The following is a 16,954-nucleotide window of genomic DNA, read 5'->3' as shown; positions in this document are numbered from 1 at the left end:
CCCATCTTTTTTTATTTGTTAAATTCGTTATTTAATAACTTTCCAGTTGTGATTGACTGTTGCTTCTATCCTTTTGTGCTTCAATATATAGTTAGCGATAAGTTCAGACATATCTGTTGGTATGTCTTTTACTACTAGCTTATTTTGAAACATAAAGAAGTTCCCTCCGCCACTTGCGCGATAATTATTCATAACAACGTCATATTCTTCATTTATATTAAGGGGAGCACCTTTATACTGTAAAGATTCTACTCTCTCACCAATTGGTTTTGAAATGTTTAATACGTACGAAATCCCTTCCCACATATCGTAATTATAGTGTTGCGGCTTTGGTTCTATGTAGGTAGGGGTTACGATGATGGATCCATCTGCTTTTAATGTGAAATAAGAAGCAGAGAGTTCGAGAGCATCTTTTATATCCGCTCCGGTTATTCTAATTACTTTTAATGTATTTGGATAAATATAATTAGAAACGATGTCACGCATTGTTACATGTTTCGGGAAACCTGGAGATGTATTATGGAACAAACTTGTGCACGAAATTGAAACATTAGCTATATCCATCTGTATTTTATTTATGAATTCAATAAAAGGATGGTCTTGCAAACGAGTTTGCATAGCATCTGAAATTTGCATGTCCCCATAGATTAGTCCAATAGGTTGATCAAGCCAATTTTGTGTTTTCTCTTCATAATCGGCAACCAAGGAAAGAACATCTTGGTCTGCCGCAATTCCTTGTACCGGCAATAACTCTGAATAACTCTCTTTTTTCACCCATTTTTGTTCTGCTTTTTCGAATGTTACTGTTACTTTTCCAACTGAGTGTCCATTGCATCCGGTCTGTAAAATTGTTACACCATTAATCACGGTGTGAGCGATTTCTCGGTGTTGGTGGCCTGTTAGTAAAATATCTATGCCTTCAATTTCATGGCACATTGCATATCCTTGGTTTTCACCTGTTAAAACTTCAGTCGGTACCCCGGTTTGTAAATCGCGTTCAAATCCCCCGTGATAGGCTACGACTAGTAAATCTGGTTTTTCATGTTTACGGATGTAAGAAACCCATTTTTTTGTTGTTTCAAATGCATCTTCAAATTGTAAATCTTTAATATGATGTGCTTGTTCCCAATGGGGGATGTAATGCGTTGTCACCCCTAAAATAGCAATTTTTATATTTGATTCAATATGTTTTATTATATATGGTTTCCCGAAATAAGGTTCTTTTCTGTTTTTATCTAAAATGTTTGCTGATAGATAAGGGAAATTTGCAGTAGCCACAGCATTATTTAATATATCCATTCCATAATTAAATTCATGATTTCCGATAATTGCAATGTCATACTCTAAGTAGTTGGCTAATAAGGACATTGGGTTTTCCATATCTTTTTCGTATGTAGCGTAATGATAAGTAAATGGTGTTCCTTGAATGAAGTCCCCGTTATCAATTAAAAGAACGTTTGTGTTTTGAGAACGTTCTTTTTTTATAAGAGTGGAAATCTTAGCTAAACCAATGTCTGCTTGGGAGTTATCTTGGTAGTGAATTGGATAAACAGTACCATGTATATCGCTTGTTAATAAGATATTTAAAGTTACAATTTGATTTTGATTCAATATCATTCACCTTTTCTATTGTTATCTACTAATTAAGCATATCAAATATATGAAGGGAATTTTAATGTGAATGTATAGAATGTGTAAAGATTCTGTAAATAGGGAATTATTCGTGAAAATGTGTGATATATTTCTTCATGTTTACGGAAGGTTATTTTATAACAACAAAAATGGAGGCATTAATATGTTGAAAAAAGTTTTTGTAATGAGTACAACAGTTGTACTAGCAGCGGGATTATTAAGTGGCTGTGGAACGAAGGAATCAAGTGCAAGTAAAAATGAAGATACGAAAAAAGGTTATGTACCGAAGACTTTAAATGTTCAATTTGTTCCTTCTCAAAATGCAGATACGTTAGAGGCGAAGGCAAAACCGTTGGAAAAGCTATTAAGTGATAAATTAAATATGCCGGTAAAAGTTAGTATTTCAACGAATTACAATACAATTGTAGAAGCGATGGCATCTAAGCAAGTAGATGTAGGCTTTTTACCTCCAACAGCGTATGTGTTAGCGCATGAGAAAAAGGCTGCAAATGTAATTTTACAGGCACAACGTTTTGGTGTAGATGATGAGACAGGAGCTCCTACAAAAGATTTAGTAGACTTTTATAAATCTGAGTTTGTTGTTAAGAAAGATTCTAATATTAACAGTGTAAAAGATTTAAAAGGTAAAAAAATTGGTTATCAGGATGTAACATCGTCAGCGGGGTATGTATGGCCTGCGGCTGTATTGTTAAAAGAGGGAATTGATCCGTTGAAAGATGTGAAACCTGTTACATTAAAAGGTCATGATCAGTCACTTATTGCGCTTTTAAATGGTGATGTAGATGCAGCTGTTGTATTCCAAGATGCTCGTAATATTGTAAAAAAAGATTATCCTAATATATTCGATCAAACGAAAATAGTGAAATTTACGGAGGAAATTCCAAACGATACGATTTCTGTACGTTCTGATTTAGATGCAGAGTGGAGCAAGAAATTACAGGATGCTTTCATTGAAATAGGAAAGAATGAGGAAGGGCACAAAATCATTAAAGAAGTATACTCACATGAAGGATACGTTAAATCTGATGATAGTAAATTTGATATCGTTCGTGAATACGGAAAGAAAGTAAAAACGCAATAATACATATGAAAATGGCAGCTAACTGGAAGGGGTGTAGTTTCAGTTAGTTTGCCGTTTTGAATACATAGAAGGTAGGTAAGATGTGTGATAGAGTTTCGAAATGTCTCCAAAGTGTATCCGAATGGTACAAAAGGATTGAATAATATAAATTTGAAAATTCAAAAAGGTGAGTTTGTTGTAATGGTAGGGTTATCCGGGGCTGGAAAGTCTACACTTCTCAGATCGGTAAATCGCCTTCATGAGATTACGGAAGGTGAAATCATAATAGAAGGTGAGTCTATTACTGCTGCAAAAGGAAAAGAGTTACGACGTATGCGCCGGGATATTGGTATGATTTTTCAAAGCTTTAACCTTGTAAAGCGGTCAACGGTATTGAAGAATGTATTAGCTGGACGTGTTGGGTATCATTCGACACTGCGTACAACGTTAGGTCTATTTCCAAAAGAGGATTTGGAGCTTGCATTTCAATCGTTAAAAAGAGTGAATATTTTAGAAAAAGCATATGCGAGGGCTGATGAATTATCAGGAGGACAACAGCAACGTGTATCGATTGCTAGAGCGTTGGCGCAAGAAGCGAAAATCATATTGGCAGATGAACCTGTTGCATCGTTAGATCCGTTGACAACAAAGCAAGTGCTAGATGATTTGAAAAAAATTAATGAAGATTTTGGAATTACGACAATTGTAAACTTACATTCTATTGATTTAGCTAGGCAATATGCTACACGCATTATTGGATTACATGCAGGTGAAATTGTTTTTGATGGTTCAGTAGAAGAGGCAACGGATGAAAAATTTGCTGGAATTTATGGGGACGTAGCTCAGAAAAGCGAATTATTAGAGGTGGCAGCTAAATGAATGACGTGACGATATATTCGAAATCGATACCGAAGCCGCCGAGTAAATTGAAACATATGTTAACGGCTATTCTAGTTATTTTACTTTTGTGGGGAAGTAGTGTGCAGGTCGACGCATCATTTACAAAACTAGTAGTTGGTTTTCCTAATATGATGGATTTGCTGAAAGAGATGGTGCCGCCAGATTGGAGCTATTTTCAAGTTATTACAACAGCAATGTTAGATACAATACGCATGGCAATTATTGGGACGACTTTAGGAGCGATTTTAGCTATTCCAATTGCACTATTTGCGGCAAGTAATGTGTTTACTAGCGCATTTTTGTACAGTCCAGCTCGATTGATTTTAAATTTTATCCGGACAATACCAGATTTATTATTAGCGGCAATTTTCGTAGCTATTTTTGGAATAGGACCACTTCCAGGTATTTTGGCGCTTACTTTTTTCTCGATTGGACTCGTGGCGAAATTGTTGTATGAGTCAATTGAATCAATTGACCCAGGTCCATTAGAAGCGATGACAGCGGTAGGAGCAAATAAGGTGCAATGGATTGTTTATGGGGTAATTCCGCAAGTAAAAGCGCACTTTGTCTCCTATGTCCTTTATACATTTGAGGTGAATGTGCGTGCAGCAGCTGTTCTAGGCTTAGTAGGAGCGGGTGGTATTGGATTATATTACGATCGTACACTTGGATTTTTACAATATCAACAAACTGCTTCTATTATTATTTATACTCTTGTTGTTGTATTGCTAATTGATTATGTAAGTACATTGTTGCGGGAGAAATTATAATGAGTAAAACGACGATAATCGTACCGAAACCGAAGAAACCGAGTGTATATCGCTGGATTATTTTTATAGCACTTACAGTTATATATGTATGGGCCTTTTCAGGAGTCCCGCTAGAGGGAATAAAGGATACAGCGGGAGAAATTACAAAAGCAATTATGACAGGCGTACTGAACCCAGATTGGTCCTATGTATCTTTACCAGATGGTGAAGATTTGTTACATGGTTTAATTGATACATTGGCAATTGCGATATTAGGTACATTTATTTCTGCCTTTTTATCTGTTCCATTTGCTTTTTGGGCGGCAACGAATATGAGTAGTGGAAAATTAACTTCAGTAACTGGGAAATTTGTACTTAGTTTTGTTCGTACATTTCCTGAATTAGTTATGGCCCTTTTATTTATAAAAGCTGTCGGTCCAGGCTCTTTCGCCGGAGTTCTAGCTTTAGGATTACACTCTATCGGAATGTTAGGGAAACTATATTCGGAAGGAATTGAGAATATAGACAAGGGACCGACGGAAGCGTTAATCGCAACAGGTGCAAATCGGTTTCAAATACTTTGGTATGCAGTATTACCACAAGTGTTACCGGATTTTCTATCGTATACGTTATACAGATTCGAAATTAATGTACGATCCGCTGCGATTTTAGGTGTTATTGGAGCAGGTGGTATTGGTACTCCATTAATTTTTGCACTGAGTTCACGGAATTGGTCCCGCGTGGGAATTATTTTATTAGGCATCATTTTAATGGTAATTATAATTGATTTTATTTCAAGTTCGATTCGAAAACGGATTATTTAACGAATTTTAAAAGCATCGAAGTTAGATGCTTTTTTTGTATTTTTTTAGTGTTTATCAAAAAAGTTGGTATAGAAGAAGTTCATATATTTGTATAAATATACAGATAATTCCCTTTATTTTTAAAATAAAAACATTAAAAAAGTATGTCATATTGAATACCCATACATTGCCGGAAACATTGGTTTTTTTATAAAAAATCAAAAAAACATCAACATATTTGCCGATACATGTTGTATAATCTTGCGTGGGAAGCTATCATATAAATGTATAAAACGTTTACTAACATACGCGAAGGGAAGAATAGCATGTCACATTCAATCGAACAACTTTCTATCAACACGATTCGCACATTATCCATTGATGCGATTGAAAAAGCAAATTCTGGTCACCCAGGAATGCCAATGGGTGCAGCACCAATGGCTTATACATTATGGACTCAATTTATGAAACACAATCCAAATAACCCAACGTGGTTTAACCGCGATCGTTTCGTATTATCTGCAGGTCATGGTTCAATGTTACTATACAGCCTACTTCATCTATCTGGTTATGACTTAACAATGGATGACTTAAAGAACTTCCGTCAATGGGGAAGCAAAACTCCAGGACATCCTGAGTATGGTCACACAGCAGGTATAGACGCAACAACTGGTCCACTTGGACAAGGTATTGCAACAGCTGTTGGTATGGCGATGGCTGAAAGACATTTAGCAGCAAAGTATAACCGTGATGCGTACAATGTAGTAGATCATCATACATACGCTATTTGTGGTGATGGCGATTTAATGGAAGGCGTTTCTGCTGAAGCATCTTCATTAGCTGCTCATTTACAATTAGGTCGTCTTGTTGTGCTTTACGATTCAAACGATATTTCATTAGATGGCGATTTAAATCGCTCATTCTCTGAAAGTGTAGAAGATCGTTACAAAGCATACGGCTGGCAAGTAATCCGTGTTGAGGATGGAAACGATATTGAAGCAATTGCAAAAGCAATTGAAGAAGCGAAAGCTGACGAAAAACGCCCAACGCTAATTGAAGTAAGAACGACAATTGGTTTCGGTTCTCCAAACAAATCAGGAAAATCAGCTTCACACGGTTCTCCACTTGGTGTAGACGAAACAAAATTAACGAAAGAAGCATATGCTTGGACTGCTGAACAAGATTTCCATGTAGCAGAAGAAGTATATGACAACTTCCGTAAAACGGTACAAGATGCTGGTGAGACTGCACAAGCTGCATGGAACACGATGCTCGGTGAATATGTACAAGCATATCCAGAATTAGCAAACGAGCTGCAAGCAGCAATGAATGGTCTTCTTCCAGAAGGTTGGGAACAAAGCTTACCAACTTATGAATTAGGATCAAAAGCAGCAACACGTAATTCTTCAGGTGCTGTAATTAATGCTATTGCAGAGTCTGTACCATCATTCTTTGGTGGATCAGCTGACCTTGCTGGTTCTAACAAAACATACATGAATAACGAAAAAGACTTCACAAGAGCTGATTACAGCGGTAAAAACATTTGGTACGGTGTTCGTGAGTTTGCGATGGGTGCAGCAATGAACGGTATTGCACTACATGGCGGTTTAAAAACTTACGGTGGTACGTTCTTCGTATTCTCTGACTACTTACGTCCAGCAATTCGTCTTGCAGCATTAATGCAATTGCCTGTAACGTATGTATTCACACACGACAGTATCGCTGTTGGTGAAGATGGTCCAACGCATGAGCCGGTTGAACAATTAGCAGCACTTCGTGCAATGCCAAACGTTTCTGTTATTCGTCCAGCTGACGGTAACGAATCTGTTGCAGCTTGGAGATTAGCTTTAGAATCTACAAAAACACCAACTGCATTAGTGTTAACTCGTCAAGATCTTCCGACATTAGAAGGTGCAAAAGACGATACTTATGAAAAAGTAGCAAAAGGTGCATATGTAGTTTCTGCAAGCAAGAAAGAAACGGCTGATGTAATCCTACTTGCAACTGGGTCTGAAGTAAGCTTAGCAATCGAAGCGCAAAAAGCTTTAGCAGCAGACGGCGTTGATGCAGCTGTTGTTAGCATGCCATCTATGGATCGATTTGAAGCTCAAACTGCTGAGTACAAAGAATCTGTACTACCAAAAGCAGTAACGAAACGTTTCGCAATTGAAATGGGTGCTACATTCGGATGGCACCGTTACGTAGGTCTTGATGGAGATGTACTAGGTATCGACACATTCGGTGCTTCTGCTCCTGGTGAGAAGATTATGGAAGAGTATGGATTTACTGTAGAGAACGTTGTTCGCAAAGTAAAAGAAATGCTTTAATGATTTTAGAAAAATCTCTCCAGCATGGGGAGATTTTTCTATGTAATTGAGTTTTTTCGACAGGAAAAGTTTTTTCTCTCTCCGTAGTCAGACAATCATTGCAAATTTTTTCTTATATAATGTAGGGAAAAGGTTGTCCAGATCGGGAGGGAAAAAATGAAAACGTATGAATTGTATTTAATTCAAGAGGATATTGCGAAAGCTTACTTTGGTCGTGAATATTTGTTTTTTGATTTATTTGCTCGATTTTCAGAATCTGGGTCCCTTTCGGAGAAGAAAGTATTATATAAACAAATGACGTATATTACGATGCCATTACAAGTAATGAAACTTCATCATAAATTAGAACAAGCTTTGCATGTTCTTGGCAAATATGAAAGAACACATCATACTCATACGCTCTATACAGGAGCCGAATATGGCGAAATAATGGTGAAACCACAATATATTCGAATGAATACTTCTGGAAATGTATCCATGGAAACAACTTTCTTTGAGGTGCTTAGAAAGTGTGAGTTAACATTTTTAGCGATGGATTATGAAAATAAAAAGTACGGATGGTTAAATCCTCTCAAACAAGTACGAACATATGTGTAAAAAATGTCGAATAGTATCTTGTCTTATTGAAAAGGTTTTAGTACACTGTAAGGTAGACAACATGAAGGAGGAAAAGATATGCCAATGTGGTTAGGTATTCTAGTGGGCGTAGTAGCACTAGTAGCAGGCGTGGCGTTAGGATTTTTCATTGCCCGCAAATATATGATGAATTACTTACAAAAAAATCCACCAATTAACGAACAAATGTTAAAAATGATGATGATGCAAATGGGACAAAAACCTTCCCAAAAGAAAATCAATCAAATGATGAGCGCGATGAATAAGCAACAAACAAAATAAGCGCAAAAGGGCACTCTTACCGAGTGCCCTTTTCTTTTGGATATAAAAGATATTTAAAACTTTTAAAAATTCTGTATTTTTGATAAACTGAAAATATCGCTCATTTTAAGGGAGGAGGATAAATATGAAAGTATTTTTTAATTTAGCTTGGTTTTTTAAACAAGAAAAACGAGCGTACATAATTGGAATTATTATGTTATTTGGTGTCGCGCTTCTTGAACTTGTAGCACCAAGGGTACTAGGAATTGTAGTAGATGAAATTAATAATGGAACATTAACGTCTGAAAAATTGTTGAACTGGGTTATTCTATTAGTAGTTGTAGGAATGACGATGTATATATTACGTTACTTATGGCGTATTATGATTTTTGGATCTTCTTTAAAACTAGCTCGTCAATTGCGAAAGAATTTATATGAACATTTTACAAAGATGAGCCCATCCTTTTATCAATCACGTCGTACGGGCGATTTGATGGCACATGCGACAAATGATATTCAGGCGATTCAGCAAACTGCTGGGTCAGGTGTGTTAACACTCGTTGATTCATTAGCTGTTGGAGGATGTGTACTCGTAGCGATGGGGTTTACAATTAGCTGGAAGTTAACGTTATTAAGTTTAATTCCGATGCCAATTGTAGCTATTTCTACAAATTATTATGGAACTTTATTGCATAGAAGATTTCATAAAGCGCAGCAATCGTTTTCTGAAATCAATGATAAAGTACAAGAAAGTATGAGTGGGATGAAGGTAATTCGCTCACTTGGACAAGAGAAAGAGGATTTACAAGCGTTTCGGAAAAAATCGGAAGATGTCGTACATAAAAATATGTTAGTTGCACGTATTGACTCGTTATTCGATCCAACGATTTCCTTAATTGTCGGATTTTCATTTTTAATCGCAATTTGTTACGGATCATTATTAGTCGTACGGGGTGAATTAACTGTAGGGGAATTGGTAACATTTACAACATACTTAGGGACTCTTGTATGGCCAATGTTAGCTTTTGGATGGCTATTTAATATTATGGAGCGTGGACGTGCTTCGTATGATCGTGTGGAGAAAATACTTTCACAAACTTCGGATGTAGTGAATAAGGAAAATGCTATACATGCTATAGCAAGTGGTGATGTCTCGTTTGCTGTTGATTCGTTTTCTTATAAAAAGAATGAACTATTAAACTTAAAAGATATTTACTTTAATTTAAGAAAAGGTGAAACGTTAGGAATTGTCGGGCGTACCGGTGCAGGGAAGACGACGTTATTAAAATGTTTAATTCGCGAGTATGACCACTTTAATGGTGAATTAAAAGTTGGTGAGCGGGATATTCGAGATTTAACACTTCACGGTGTACGCTCTGCAATTTCATACGTACCGCAAGATCATTTTTTATTTTCAGCGAGTATTGGGGAGAACATTGCTTTTGGAAAGGCCGATGCTACATATAAAGAAATTAGCAGGGCTGCTGAGATTGCTTGTATTCATAATGATATTATTCAATTTTCGGAAGGATATGACACGGTAGTAGGTGAAAGAGGGGTTTCGCTATCAGGAGGCCAAAAACAGCGGATTTCAATTGCACGTGCGTTATTAACGAATGCTGAAATTTTAATTTTAGATGATTGTTTATCAGCTGTAGATGCAAAAACAGAAGAAACTATATTAACTGCATTGAAACGAGAAAGAGCAGAAAAAACGATGATTATTACTGCGCACCGTTTAAGTGCAATTCAGCATGCAAATCTTATTCTTGTTATTGATGAAGGTAAGGTTATGCAGCGAGGAACACATGAACAACTAATGAACGAAAATGGTTGGTATAAAGAAATGTATGAAAGCCAGCAGTTAGAGGCGTTGGTAGAGAAAGGAGGCGTATGATGGCTGAGAAAAAGCGGAGTGATTTAAGGAGATTGCTTTCTTATATGAGACCATATAAAGGGTTATTAGCATTAGCATTTTTATTTCTAGTTGGTGCAACTGTAGCTGAAATGATGGGTCCTTTTTTAATTAAACAATTTCTTGATGAACACTTAGTACCACGTAACTTTGAACAATCAGCACTTGTAACTCTATTTGTAGTGTATATTATTGCTCACTTATTAAAAGTATTATTTACGTATTTAGACTTATTGTACTTTCAAAATATCGCTTTTAAGATTGTTCAAGATATGCGAGTTGAAGTGTATGACCATGTTCAAAAATTGTCATTAAGTTTCTTTGATCGTACGCCGATTGGTACACTTGTATCTCGTATAACGAATGATACGGAAGCAATTAAGGATTTTTATGTTAGTGTACTATCAACATTCGTGAAAAATGTAGTCTTTTTAGTGGGGATTTTAGTAGCGATGTTTTTACTAGATGTAAAATTAGCGCTATTCTCTCTCATATTAATTCCAATTATGTTTGCGATTATGGTGCTGTATCGACGGAAAAGTGCAGCTTTTTATTTAGAGGTACGTAATCAACTGAGTGTATTAAATGCAAAGTTAAATGAATCCATTCAAGGGATGAATATTGTTCAAGTGTTCCGGCAAGAAAAGCGGATGAGAAAAGAGTTTGAAGAAGTGAACAACAAGCATTATAGTGCTGGACGTCGTACATTGAAATTAGATGCATTACTTTTACGTCCAGCAACAGATCTTGTTCATATTGTAGCAATTGCGTTAGTTCTTGGTTTATTTGGAATTGACGCTTTAAAGAGTCCTGTTGAAGTAGGGGTTTTATATGCTTTCGTTAACTATATTCATCGTTTCTTCCAGCCGGTAAATGAGATGATGATGAAACTATCTTTCTTCCAACAAGCGCTCGTTTCATCATCGCGTGTATTTCATTTAATGGACGATAAAGATTTAGCTCCTGTTCAAATGGGGAGTGAAAATCCACGAGTAGTTAACGGGGAAATTCAGTTTAAAGATGTTACTTTTTCATATGATGGAAAGCGTGACGTTTTAAAAAATGTATCTTTTCACGTAAAGCCAGGGCAAACGGTTGCTTTCGTTGGACACACTGGTAGCGGTAAGAGTACAATTATGAATTTATTAATGAGATTTTACAATATTAAATCAGGTAATATTGTAATAGACGGAGTGGGTTTAGAGAAGTTTGAAGAACAAGAAATTCGAAAGAAAATTGGTCTTGTGCTGCAAGATGCATTTTTATTTGCTGGAAATGTAAAGCAAAACATTCGTATGTATAATGAAGAGATAACGGATGAAGAGATAGAAGAAGCAGCGCGATTTGTGCAAGCGAATACGTTTATTGAAAAATTATCGGAGCAGTATGATACAGAAGTAGTCGAAAGAGGAGCTGCGTTTTCTAGTGGTCAAAGGCAATTAATTGCTTTTGCTAGAACGATAGCAACTAATCCGAAAGTATTAGTGTTAGATGAAGCGACGGCAAATATTGATACAGAAACAGAGGAGGCGATCCAAACGGCATTGCAGCAAATGCGAAAAGGTAGAACAACGATAGCGATTGCACACAGATTGTCTACAATCCAAGATGCGGATCAAATATTTGTTATGCATGAAGGGGAAATCATAGAAAGAGGAACACATCAAGAATTGCTTAGTGAACAAGGACTTTACTACAATATGTACTTACTACAAAATAAAGGGAGTTTGCAACAGGCCTTGTAATTATAAGGTCTGTTTTTAATTCATTGAAGTAGTAAAAGTATGCAATGAAATTTCTTGTGGACAATAAAGTGGTATTTTGCTTAAGGTGCTTTTTTATGAAAAATATATAATTTTTACAAAGTATATATTGATAACATAGTATAATGTATTTGATATATGTTTAAAAATAATCGGAAATGAAATAAAGGAGTAATAATATGGAGTATGTGCTAATAGGTGGGATTTTAATATTATTAGCTGTAGTGTTTGTACTGTTTTATAAAAATAAACAGTTAGAATCAGAGAGTCAGCAAGTAGAGTTTGAAAAAAAACAAGCGATTGAAACGTATGAAAATGAGATTGCAGCTACGATTACAGGGCATAAAGAACAACAGGATACTTTAAAGAATATGGAACAGAAAAAATATAATGATTTACAAGTGAATACAGCTAGAGAACTTGAAAATATGCGTATGATGAAAAATCAATTGGCTGTTCAACATAGTAAAGAACGTAGTGAAATGCAAGATAAGCATAGTAGTGAAATACATATGTTTCAAAATTTAATTGCGGATTTACGAGAATATACCAAAAATGGTGCTGAAGTGAATGCGCATGAAACATTACATTATATGAAGCGAGGTTTCGTTGAGCAAGGAATAATACTAGAAGAAGAGTTTCATATTATACCGAACGTTTTTATGATACGCAATAAATATAGAGATAAACGTGACATAAATGATAATCGAATCCATCACCTCATCTTATGTAAAACTGGCATTTATCTACTTGAGACGAAAGAATGGACGGGGACATTAATTCATGGTTTAACGAGAGAAAATGCTGGTGTATGTTCATTTATGATGGAGGAAATTGGTAAGTATCAACATGAAATTGAAAAAGAAGAGACGTTTGAATTTATTACGGAGGGAACTTCATTAACTATGCAAGTAAGAAATGAAGGGAATCCAGCGTATAAAGCGAAAATACTATCTCAAACTTTATATAATTGTTTGGAAGAAATGCAAGTAGATATTGTAAAGGAAAAAGTAAAACCGATTGTATATTTTGAAAATGAAAGTGGAAAAGAAGTTATTGATCTTTCTAATGAAGAATTGCCGAGATTTAAAGATAGAGAGGAAATTGTAACGTTTTTCAGAAATGAAGTTTTAACAAGTAAAGTAATATATACAGCACGAGAACTACAAAAGATTAAAGATATGATTGGTCAGATGAATTATGTTGCCAAGTGAAAATAAAGTAAAATTTTAATCAGTAGGGTTTTATGGGCAACCCGGCTCCTACCCTGTACAGCCGAATTTTGAGGTGGGAGTCTAACTGTCCGCAAATAGTGGGATAAAGAAGGTGTTATTTGGAAAGGTAAAAGCGCTATATTGTGGGGAATGTTGTACATTTATTTTTGTTTGTATATATTAATGTACATTGCGTTTATTTTCGTTATTGATATGGTTCAACGTGTTTATGGGTTAGGTATCGTAAAAGGGAATGAGAATAATGAGTTTATGCCAAAAGGTTCTGCAACACGTGGGGAATCGGCAGCATTTATTAATAGAATGTTAAAAGTAATAGAGAGTAAATAATGGAAAGGCATTCGCTTTGGCGAGTGCTTTTTATTTTTCAATATGTTATAGAAAGGGGATGTGAATTTTGACTGGAATAAGGAATGAAAGTGGAGGTGATGCATATATTTAGAGGCATTGGGTAGTTTTTGTAATTTTGTATAAAATGAAAAGGAGGTAGGACGGTGAAATCAATACCGACTGAAGTCCTGAGTAAGGAATTGATGGAAAGAGAAGGAGTTATATCTATTACAGTGATGGAATTTGAAAAGATAGAAGTGGCCGGAGTAGTTGTTTCTGGTCCTGCTGTTATTTTGATTAATCAAGAGTAAGTACATATTATCAATATAGAAAAGTAGAAAGAGCATCCATTTAGGGTGCTTTTTGTTTGTATAGAAGTGCGCATATGATAGATAATTGGGGTATTGGAGGGGGAGTATGTGGCAATTATTATAACAATGTTATTAATGGGAGTTTTATTAGGATTTGTCGGAGCAGGAGGAGCAGGATTTATCATCGCGATACTCACTCTAGTATTCCATATCCCTATTCATGTTGCGCTTGCAACATCTTTAACTGCTATGGCATTTACAACATTATCTGGAGTAGTAAGTCATTACCGAGAAGGGAATGTTGTGTTTGTAATAGGTGGGATTGTTGGGGGATTTGGAGCAATTGGTTCCTTTATTGGTTCAAAGTTTGGTTCGCTAATACCAGCACATCTGTTGCATTGGTTTACAGCGGGTATGTTATTTTTATCTGCAATTTTTATGTTTATTCGATTGATTATGTTTCAAAACAGGGAGCAGTCGTCTTTAAAAGAGGGAAAAGAACTTACGAAGGATAACTTGATTAAATGTATATGTCTCGGACTGGTTACTGGAATTTTAGCTGGTTCGTTTGGGATTGGTTCAGCACCCTTTATCCAACTCGGGTTAATGGTTCTATTAGGTTTAACGATCCGTCAATCTGTAGGGACGACAATGCTCGTTATATTACCAATCGCAATTGGAGGTGGGCTTGGATATAGTTCGGAAGGGTATTTAGATTATGTATTATTAGTACAAGTTTTAATCGGGACAATGTTAGGCGCATATATAGGAGCTAAGTTTACAAATTATGCACCTCGCATGCTTCTAAGGTTTTCGATGATTATGACACCAATATTAGCTGGATGTATGTTGTTAGTAGATTAAAGAGAATATATAGAAACATATTAATATATTTTACGAATGAATTATGTAAGTAATTCATATTTCCCATATAAAAAGATTTGCTTTAATATAATAAGTGTAAAGTTCGAGTATTCGAAGTATTACTTGAATTATATCCCTATCCCTTTTCTAAAAATGCGAACAAGTTTTGCCCTATTCTATTCAATAGTTTATTGTATAGAAATATATTGTTCGATGACCATTATGGAACGCACATAATGGGTAAATCCCGATCCTTAAAGAGGATGCCCCTAATCTTCATGTGAAAATATGATCGGATAAGAAAGCTGGCCAATTTATGGTCAGCTTTCTTTTTGTTCAAAGAGTAATTCTTCTTTAATTTCTGTTTGCAATAATAAAGTTTTTCCAAAGCGGCGTTTGCATTCAGCCCGTACTTTTTGGATTGCTAGTAGCTGAGAAGTAGCAGGCACTGTGACAATGGCTTGCCGAGGTTTTCGGTTTTCTTCACAAAAGACACACTCCACAACATATTTAGAAATCATAATTTCATCCTTCCATATTGAATTTCTAAGAAGGGACTGCTCATGAAGTTGATGTAAACTTTCGTCATCTTTTTACTTTTTTCCTCTTTTTTCAAGGATAAATATAAAAAAGATAGAAATTTAGTATGGGGAGATAGGATGAAAAGATGGATTGGTACGGCAGCTATATGTATGAATGAAAAGAATGAATTTCTAGTGGTATTACAAGGAAAAGTAAATGAAGAGAAGCGATGGTCTGTGCCGAGCGGAGGACAAGAAGAGGGAGAAGAGCTTGAAGGGTGTTGTGTTCGTGAAGTATGGGAAGAAACGGGGATAACATATGGGGTACCAGTTCATGTGTATTACTATATGGTAAAGTTAATAGGCGGTAACATGAAAATACAAGCCCCTGATGAGTTAATACATGAAATAGATGAAGTGAAAAAATTATCTTTATCGTTTCCGGAAGGCTATGATCTATTATATAAATATACAAATAAAAAAGAAGTGTTTAAACACTTTCTTTTTTATTGTATCCAAGATAAGAAAAGCGGAACGATAACTAAACTAGCTCCAGCTGTTAAAAGCATTGATAAACTTGCAATTGTACCTTCTACAGGACCGATTTCAAATGCTTTTGATGTTCCGGTTCCATTCGCGCTAGTACCTAGCATTATCCCTTTTGCGAGCGCTGTTTTAATACGGCATATGCGTATGAGCGTAGGACCGAGTAATGCTCCAGTTAAGGCAGTTAATACGACGAAAACGGCTGTTAATTGTGACATGCCGCCAATCATTTCTGAAATAGCCATTGCAATAGGTGTTGTTACAATGTGCGGTGCTAAACTTTGTTCTATTGTAGAGTCAATTTGAAAAAAATCAGCTAATAGTGCGGAAGTAATAACCGATAGAAATGAACCAACAATGACATTAATTAAAATGGCCGTTCCATGTTTTTTTAATAAATTAAAGTGTTTATAGATTGGCCATGCGAAAGCAACTGTAGCAGGTTTTAATAATTCTGTTAGCCAATGACTACCAGATTCGTAGGTTTCGTATGGTGTATCTAATCCAAGTAATAAAGCAATTAAAATGATTGGGCATACAAGAAGGGGAGAAAGCAAACTCCAATTCCAGCGTTGATACATTTTTTTAGATACCCAATATGTGAATAGTGTTAATAGTAAACAAAGAAAGCCGATCATTGTGTGGATCCTTTCCGCTTTAATAGCAATTCTGTTAAAAGTCCTGTTACGAGAGTGACACAAAGTGTACTAATCACGATAATTAAAATGAGATCGATTCCATATTGTGATAATGTATCTTTGTAACGAATGACAGCGACTGCAGAAGGGATGAAAAATAAAATAAGTTCTTTTAATAAAAAGTCTGCACCGTCTTGTATCCATTCTTTTTTCACTATGTTAAATTTTAATGAGATTAATAATAAAAAAATACCGATTATACTTCCTGGAACTGGGAGGTGTGCCTGTTTTGAAATCCATTCACCTGTCCAAGCGAAACAAAATAATAATAAAATTTGTCCGCTTAACTTCCACCATTTCATACAGTAACCACCTTTTTGTTTTTTTACATAAAAATTGTAAAAAATAATTCGCAATTTCTACTATACGTTCATTCGAAATATTTGTCTAATATATAAATTATATG

General features: G+C 35.6%; 16 protein-coding genes and 2 pseudogenes. 14 read left to right on the top strand and 4 right to left on the bottom strand.

Going from position 1 to position 16,954, the window contains the following annotated elements:
- Positions 1 to 27: 27 nt before the first annotated feature.
- Positions 28 to 1,611 (bottom strand): bifunctional metallophosphatase/5'-nucleotidase, encoded by a 1,584-nt coding sequence (locus tag MHB76_RS17240; RefSeq protein ID WP_078174986.1) that lies wholly within the window; start codon positions 1,609 to 1,611, stop codon positions 28 to 30.
- A gap of 184 nt (positions 1,612 to 1,795) precedes the next feature.
- Between MHB76_RS17240 and MHB76_RS17235 the strand changes: the two genes are divergently transcribed.
- From MHB76_RS17235 to MHB76_RS17175, 13 genes and pseudogenes are all read left to right on the top strand, one after another.
- Positions 1,796 to 2,734, top strand: coding sequence for a phosphate/phosphite/phosphonate ABC transporter substrate-binding protein (locus MHB76_RS17235; RefSeq protein ID WP_033710861.1), 939 nt, complete (start codon positions 1,796 to 1,798; stop codon positions 2,732 to 2,734).
- 84 nt (positions 2,735 to 2,818) lie between these two features.
- A complete protein-coding gene (phnC, locus tag MHB76_RS17230; protein WP_078174985.1) occupies positions 2,819 to 3,592 on the top strand; it encodes a phosphonate ABC transporter ATP-binding protein in 774 nt (257 codons plus the stop codon).
- On the top strand, positions 3,589 to 4,383 hold the full coding sequence (gene phnE, locus MHB76_RS17225; RefSeq protein WP_078174984.1) for a phosphonate ABC transporter, permease protein PhnE: 795 nt from the start codon (positions 3,589 to 3,591) through the stop codon (positions 4,381 to 4,383). The genes phnC and phnE (MHB76_RS17225) overlap by 4 nt, the downstream gene beginning before the upstream one ends.
- Positions 4,383 to 5,186 carry a phosphonate ABC transporter, permease protein PhnE gene (phnE, locus tag MHB76_RS17220; RefSeq protein WP_002160869.1) on the top strand — a complete coding sequence of 268 codons (804 nt, stop codon included), beginning with the start codon at positions 4,383 to 4,385 and terminating at the stop codon, positions 5,184 to 5,186. The genes phnE (MHB76_RS17225) and phnE (MHB76_RS17220) overlap by 1 nt, the downstream gene beginning before the upstream one ends.
- A gap of 305 nt (positions 5,187 to 5,491) precedes the next feature.
- Positions 5,492 to 7,492, top strand: coding sequence for a transketolase (gene tkt / locus MHB76_RS17215; RefSeq protein ID WP_078174983.1), 2,001 nt, complete (start codon positions 5,492 to 5,494; stop codon positions 7,490 to 7,492).
- Positions 7,493 to 7,648: 156 nt separating this feature from the next.
- Positions 7,649 to 8,089, top strand: coding sequence for a sporulation inhibitor of replication protein SirA (sirA, locus tag MHB76_RS17210; protein WP_002160871.1), 441 nt, complete (start codon positions 7,649 to 7,651; stop codon positions 8,087 to 8,089).
- Between the two features lie 78 nt (positions 8,090 to 8,167).
- A complete protein-coding gene (locus tag MHB76_RS17205; RefSeq protein WP_001132292.1) occupies positions 8,168 to 8,389 on the top strand; it encodes a YneF family protein in 222 nt (73 codons plus the stop codon).
- Positions 8,390 to 8,513: 124 nt separating this feature from the next.
- Positions 8,514 to 10,265 carry an ABC transporter transmembrane domain-containing protein gene (locus tag MHB76_RS17200; RefSeq protein ID WP_078174982.1) on the top strand — a complete coding sequence of 584 codons (1,752 nt, stop codon included), beginning with the start codon at positions 8,514 to 8,516 and terminating at the stop codon, positions 10,263 to 10,265.
- Positions 10,265 to 12,028, top strand: coding sequence for an ABC transporter ATP-binding protein (locus tag MHB76_RS17195; RefSeq protein ID WP_078174981.1), 1,764 nt, complete (start codon positions 10,265 to 10,267; stop codon positions 12,026 to 12,028). Before MHB76_RS17200 ends, MHB76_RS17195 begins: the two co-directional genes overlap by 1 nt.
- A 197-nt stretch (positions 12,029 to 12,225) precedes the next feature.
- Positions 12,226 to 13,260 (top strand): nuclease-related domain-containing protein, encoded by a 1,035-nt coding sequence (locus MHB76_RS17190; protein WP_078174980.1) that lies wholly within the window; start codon positions 12,226 to 12,228, stop codon positions 13,258 to 13,260.
- Positions 13,261 to 13,476: 216 nt separating this feature from the next.
- Positions 13,477 to 13,608, top strand: a pseudogene (locus MHB76_RS17185) (S-layer homology domain-containing protein); the annotation flags it as partial.
- 164 nt (positions 13,609 to 13,772) lie between these two features.
- Positions 13,773 to 13,919 (top strand): BC1881 family protein, encoded by a 147-nt coding sequence (locus MHB76_RS17180; RefSeq protein WP_000836278.1) that lies wholly within the window; start codon positions 13,773 to 13,775, stop codon positions 13,917 to 13,919.
- Positions 13,920 to 14,027: 108 nt separating this feature from the next.
- Entirely contained in the window at positions 14,028 to 14,783 is a 756-nt protein-coding gene (locus tag MHB76_RS17175) for a sulfite exporter TauE/SafE family protein (RefSeq protein WP_002160876.1), read from the top strand.
- A 320-nt stretch (positions 14,784 to 15,103) separates the two neighbouring features.
- Here MHB76_RS17175 and MHB76_RS17170 read toward each other — a convergent pair whose 3' ends face one another.
- Positions 15,104 to 15,304, bottom strand: coding sequence for a DUF3903 domain-containing protein (locus tag MHB76_RS17170; RefSeq protein ID WP_002121502.1), 201 nt, complete (start codon positions 15,302 to 15,304; stop codon positions 15,104 to 15,106).
- A 138-nt stretch (positions 15,305 to 15,442) separates the two neighbouring features.
- On the opposite strand from MHB76_RS17170, the pseudogene MHB76_RS17165 reads away from it, so the two are divergent.
- Positions 15,443 to 15,787 (top strand): annotated as a pseudogene (locus MHB76_RS17165) (NUDIX hydrolase); the annotation flags it as partial.
- 23 nt (positions 15,788 to 15,810) lie between these two features.
- On the opposite strand, the gene MHB76_RS17160 reads toward MHB76_RS17165, so the two are convergent.
- Both MHB76_RS17160 and MHB76_RS17155 read right to left on the bottom strand, forming a co-directional pair.
- On the bottom strand, positions 15,811 to 16,488 hold the full coding sequence (locus tag MHB76_RS17160) for an LrgB family protein (RefSeq protein WP_002111197.1): 678 nt from the start codon (positions 16,486 to 16,488) through the stop codon (positions 15,811 to 15,813).
- Positions 16,485 to 16,850 (bottom strand): CidA/LrgA family holin-like protein, encoded by a 366-nt coding sequence (locus tag MHB76_RS17155; RefSeq protein WP_002111194.1) that lies wholly within the window; start codon positions 16,848 to 16,850, stop codon positions 16,485 to 16,487. Before MHB76_RS17155 ends, MHB76_RS17160 begins: the two co-directional genes overlap by 4 nt.
- Between the last annotated feature and the right edge of the window lie 104 nt (positions 16,851 to 16,954).

Source organism: Bacillus sp. FSL M7-1345, assembly GCF_038006985.1.
Classification (GTDB): Bacteria; Bacillota; Bacilli; order Bacillales; family Bacillaceae_G; genus Bacillus_A; species Bacillus_A cereus_U.
The sequence above is the reverse complement of the archived record's forward strand: the minus strand, read 5'-3'. Positions and strand labels throughout refer to the sequence as shown.

Bases quoted from the DNA above. Each gene is read 5' to 3' on its own strand.
- MHB76_RS17235 (WP_033710861.1), top strand. From the start codon at position 1,796: ATGTTGAAAAAAGTTTTTGTAATGAGTACAACAGTTGTACTAGCAGCG.
- phnE (WP_078174984.1), top strand. From the start codon at position 3,589: ATGAATGACGTGACGATATATTCGAAATCGATACCGAAGCCGCCGAGT.
- phnE (WP_002160869.1), top strand. From the start codon at position 4,383: ATGAGTAAAACGACGATAATCGTACCGAAACCGAAGAAACCGAGTGTA.
- tkt (WP_078174983.1), top strand. From the start codon at position 5,492: ATGTCACATTCAATCGAACAACTTTCTATCAACACGATTCGCACATTA.
- sirA (WP_002160871.1), top strand. From the start codon at position 7,649: ATGAAAACGTATGAATTGTATTTAATTCAAGAGGATATTGCGAAAGCT.
- MHB76_RS17205 (WP_001132292.1), top strand. From the start codon at position 8,168: ATGCCAATGTGGTTAGGTATTCTAGTGGGCGTAGTAGCACTAGTAGCA.
- MHB76_RS17200 (WP_078174982.1), top strand. From the start codon at position 8,514: ATGAAAGTATTTTTTAATTTAGCTTGGTTTTTTAAACAAGAAAAACGA.
- MHB76_RS17195 (WP_078174981.1), top strand. From the start codon at position 10,265: ATGGCTGAGAAAAAGCGGAGTGATTTAAGGAGATTGCTTTCTTATATG.
- MHB76_RS17190 (WP_078174980.1), top strand. From the start codon at position 12,226: ATGGAGTATGTGCTAATAGGTGGGATTTTAATATTATTAGCTGTAGTG.
- MHB76_RS17170 (WP_002121502.1), bottom strand. From the start codon at position 15,304: ATGATTTCTAAATATGTTGTGGAGTGTGTCTTTTGTGAAGAAAACCGA.
- MHB76_RS17160 (WP_002111197.1), bottom strand. From the start codon at position 16,488: ATGATCGGCTTTCTTTGTTTACTATTAACACTATTCACATATTGGGTA.
- MHB76_RS17155 (WP_002111194.1), bottom strand. From the start codon at position 16,850: ATGAAATGGTGGAAGTTAAGCGGACAAATTTTATTATTATTTTGTTTC.